The 4111-nt window shown below is 63.2% G+C and carries 5 protein-coding genes; 3 read left to right on the top strand and 2 right to left on the bottom strand.

Going from position 1 to position 4111, the window contains the following annotated elements; translation table 11 throughout:
* Both VFH65_RS07385 and VFH65_RS07380 read left to right on the top strand, forming a co-directional pair.
* A partial coding sequence (locus tag VFH65_RS07385) for a hypothetical protein (RefSeq protein ID WP_353320502.1) occupies positions 1–99 on the top strand: 99 nt, incomplete at its 5' end.
* Between the two features lie 293 nt (positions 100–392).
* Positions 393–1145, top strand: coding sequence for an enoyl-CoA hydratase (locus VFH65_RS07380; protein WP_353320501.1), 753 nt, complete (start codon positions 393–395; stop codon positions 1143–1145).
* 4 nt (positions 1146–1149) lie between these two features.
* Here the strand turns inward: VFH65_RS07380 and VFH65_RS07375 are convergent, their stop codons facing one another.
* On the bottom strand, positions 1150–2331 hold the full coding sequence (locus VFH65_RS07375; protein WP_353320500.1) for a cytochrome P450: 1182 nt from the start codon (positions 2329–2331) through the stop codon (positions 1150–1152).
* Positions 2318–3736 (bottom strand): ABC1 kinase family protein, encoded by a 1419-nt coding sequence (locus VFH65_RS07370; protein WP_353320499.1) that lies wholly within the window; start codon positions 3734–3736, stop codon positions 2318–2320. Before VFH65_RS07370 ends, VFH65_RS07375 begins: the two co-directional genes overlap by 14 nt.
* A gap of 78 nt (positions 3737–3814) precedes the next feature.
* Between VFH65_RS07370 and VFH65_RS07365 the strand changes: the two genes are divergently transcribed.
* Positions 3815–4111: helix-turn-helix domain-containing protein (locus VFH65_RS07365; RefSeq protein WP_353320498.1), on the top strand; the 297-nt coding region annotated here is incomplete at its 3' end.

Genomic DNA, 4111 nt, shown 5'->3' with positions numbered 1-4111 from the left:
CCGCCCGCTGTCCCACCATGCCCGGGGCCCACCGGCGAGCGCGCCGACTGGTGGTGGTACCAACCCTTCCAACCACAACCACCACCGGCCAACAACTAAGTCGGTTATCGGGCCCTCAAATAAGCTGGGGCATTAGGAAATTCGTTCACGATACGCGTACTGACCGCATCGTGAAATCGAAGCTGACATCAAGATCGGCGATGACGTGCGCAGCGATGCGAGCCACGGCGGGTCAAACCCCGGCGGGCTGGAAAACCCGAAAACGCAAAGACGGCCGCACTCAATGGATAACCCCCACACTTCGACACGGGCCAAACACGGATCAACAACTAACAACATCGAGAGATACCTACTACCGGGCGACAAAGAACGCGGCCGATAGGCTGAGCCGCGTGTCAGAACCGGTATTGGTCCATGTCGAGGACCGCGTCGCGCTCATCACGGTCAATGACCCTGAACGGCGCAATGCTGTCACCAAACAAATTTCGGCCGCCCTTCGCGCGGCCGTCGAGGCAGCTGAAGCCAATCCCGACGTGCACGCGCTGATCGTCACCGGCGCCGGCAAGGCTTTTTGCGCAGGCGCCGACCTCACCGCACTCGGCGAGGCGACTGAGGACGGATTGCGTGCGATCTACGACGGGTTCCTCGCGGTGGCCAACTGCGCGTTGCCCACCATTGCGGCGGTCAACGGCGCGGCCGTCGGCGCGGGACTGAACCTCGCGCTGGCCGCCGATGTGCGCATTGCGGGGCCTGCTGCGCTGTTCGACCCACGCTTTCAGAAACTGGGCATCCATCCCGGCGGAGGCGCGACGTGGATGCTGCAGCGCGCGGTCGGTCCACAGGTGGCCCGGGCATCGCTGCTCTTCGGCATGCGCTTCGACGCCGACGCCGCAGTGCGGTACGGGTTGGCACTCCAGGTCGCCGACGACCCGGTTGCCGCCGCACGTGAACTCGCCGCAGGCCCGGCCAACGCGCCGCGCGAAGTCGTCCTCGCCACCAAGGCGTCCATGCGGGCCACCGCCAATCCGGGAGTCATCGACAGCGATCAGCACCGCATCGCCGTCGCCACCGAACTGGGTCCGCAGGCCGCCTCGATCCTGTCACCGGAGTTCGCTCGCAGGCTGGCCACCGCACAACGAAAGTGACTGCCTAAGAGCCGAACACCATCGGGACACTGAGCGGTCCCCGAATCGCCGGTGTGTCGCGCCACCCGACGGACCCGATCAACGCGGGATCCCGCGCGATTATCTGTTGCAACGCCACCGAAGTTTCCAATCGCGCCAACGCCGCACCCAGGCAGTGATGAGCACCGTATCCGAATGCCAGCGGTGGCGGCCCGCTGCGGCCCAATCGGAACACGTTGGGTTCGTCGAATACCGCAGGATCACGGTTCGCAGCGGCGACGACAACAAGAACCTGTTGCCCGCAACCTATTTCGACGCCACCGACGCGCTGCTCCTGCGTCGCAATGCGTCCCGTCGACTGCACAGGACCGTCGAGGCGTAGTAGTTCCGTGATCAGCGAGTCGTCGGACGTGTCGAGGCCGTCGATAATCCGGCTGCCATCCGGCTGCGGCGCAAGGAGCCGAACCATGGCTGCTCCCAGCAGATTCGCCGTCGTCTCGTGCCCGGCGACCGCGATGAGAATCGCCGTAACGACGACCTCATCGAGGAGCAAGTCTGGGTCGGATGCAATGAAACTGATCAGGTCGTCACCAGGATGTGCGCGCCGATCGGCGGCAAGCGAAAGAAACTCCGTTATCAACATGGCGAACGCCGCTGCGCCGGCGGTCATCTCATCCATATCGGCGAGCGCCCCGAGCATGCGGATTATCGCCGGCGATTGCTCGCGCAGCAGGTTTGAGCTCTCGGCATCGAGGCCGAGCCACTCCCCCGCCACAGCGATCGGAAGCGGAAGGGCGATATCGGCCATGAAGTCGAACGCCGTCCCCGCAGCCTGATGTCGGATGACGGCAGACGCAATCGCTTCCACTCCGCCACCGAGGCCGTCGATGAAGCGCGGGGTGAACACGTCCCGTACCGACCCGCGCAGGCGAGCATGGTCAGATCCGTCCGCGAACAACATGTTTTGGGACACCAAATCGGCATCCAGGAACGCAAAAACCGCCTTTGTCTGCGGATTGGCCAACGGATCACTGGTCCAGCCCGATCCACCGAGGACCTGGCGTGCGGCGTGGTATCCCAGGATCAGCCAGGCACCGGCGACGTCATCCCACACCACATCGCCGTCGCCGCGGCGCCGCTCATAGAAGGCGTAGGGATCCTCGGCCTTCCACGGCAGCCGCGGCGCAGTGGTGCTATGCGATGTCATGATTCTCCAGCCCGAAGGGCAGGCCGCGTTGGCGGACCCAGGCGCGGTGCTGCTTGCCCAATGGTGTGATCGGTTCTGCGAGGCCGTCCAGGTCGTCGGCCTTAGCCCGCGCATGGACCGTGGCGTTGAGCGTGGCGCAAATGTTGTTCATGCCGAGCGTGATCCGCGAGAAGAAGACGAAGTCGTCGGGAATCGACATGCGGCGAACAGGGTGGTCGGGTGAGAGAGCAATGAGGCTGCGGATGGCACGCTCCGAGGTTTCCGCTGTATAGGTGACGGGCTGAGGTTCGAGCACCTCGTGGAGAATGTCTGCCATCCACTGGTAGGCCTCGTCCACCGTTAGATCGGAATCGTCTGACAGAAACCCTGTTTCGGCCATCAAGTCGTAAAGGTCGTCCTTGCGCCCGTCAATCGCGGCGCGCGCCATATGCACAAACTTGTGACGCCGATGCTCAGGCAAGACCTTGATACAGCCGAAGTCGACGAAGCCGACTTGGCCGTCAGGACGAAACCGATAGTTGCCCGGATGGGGATCGGCGTGGAACAGATTGCCGTGCCGGTAGGAGCCCAGAACGAACCGCTGGATCACTTCTGCCCAGATGTTCTTGAGATCCTGATCCGCCTGTTGCGCTGCGGTCCAGTTCATTCCGTCGAGATAGGTCATGGTCAGCACCCGATCGCCGGACGCTTCGTACACGACATCCGGTATGCGAATGAAGGGGTGGTCGCGGTAGAGCTCACTGAACGCCGCGATGTTGGCGGCCTCGTTTCGGTAATCAATCTCCTCCGCGATTCGCGCCGCGATTTCCTGCGTCGCCTGTTTCAAATCGGACTTCATCGCGGCACCGGATGCCGAGGAAACGAGCCGGAAGAACGTCGTCAGCAGTTCGGTGTTGGCCAGATCGTCTCGAATCGCCTCCGCCGCACCGGGATACTGGATTTTGACCGCGACCTGGCGCCCGTCGTGCAAAACAGCACGGTGCACTTGGCCGATGGAGGCGGCCGCCATCGGTTCGTCGGTGAACTCGGCGAACAACTCCTCGGCAGGGCGGCCCAAATCGGAGCGCACCACGTCCTTCGCCAGACTTGAATCCATGGGCGGCGCATTCTCCTGCAGCCTGGTCAGCGCCGCCTGATATGGCGAAAATTCGCCGTTCCCAACAAAACTGGCGTCCACCATGGAGAAGATCTGACCAGCCTTCATCAGCACCCCTTTGGAGTGCCCGAGTATCTCGGCATAACGCTCCGCGGTGCGCTCATGAAAATGCGCAACAGCGTCGGTGTTGCCGGCTTTCTCTCGCAGGGCTGCCACCATCCGGCCTCCCGCGGCGCGCGCGGTGAACCCAGCCAACGGCATTGTGCGACGGACACGTCCCCGAGGTACCGGGTTCTCGTTACCCACCATCCGACCTCCTAGCGGCGCGACGTCCAGACTGCTAAAGTCTGTACTTGGTGATACTAAGTGACTACTTAGGAACGGTCAATGAGAGAAGCGCCGACAAGAGAGCGACTGATTACCGAGGCGATGCGGCTCTTCGGTGAGCAGGGATATCAGGCGACGAGCGTCGCCCAGATCGAGGCTGCCGCCGGCCTTGCACCTGGCTCGGGGGCGCTCTATCACCACTTCAAGTCGAAAGAAGCACTGCTCGAAGCCGGCATCGACCGCCAGCTGGACCGCCGTCATGCGATGCGCGATATTCGGGCGCTCTTCGCCGGCCTCGGCGATCTCAGAAGCGAACTCACCATGCTCGGGCGGTACGTGCTCACGGTGTTGGACGAG

Origin of the sequence: Mycobacterium sp. (genome assembly GCF_035697385.1) — a bacterium.
GTDB lineage: Bacteria > Actinomycetota > Actinomycetes > Mycobacteriales > Mycobacteriaceae > Mycobacterium.
Note: the sequence above shows the minus strand (reverse complement) of the source record. Positions and strands in the feature narration are given on the sequence as shown.

Bases quoted from the DNA above. Each gene is read 5' to 3' on its own strand.
- VFH65_RS07375 (WP_353320500.1), bottom strand. From the start codon at position 2,331: ATGACATCGCATAGCACCACTGCGCCGCGGCTGCCGTGGAAGGCCGAG.
- VFH65_RS07370 (WP_353320499.1), bottom strand. From the start codon at position 3,736: ATGGTGGGTAACGAGAACCCGGTACCTCGGGGACGTGTCCGTCGCACA.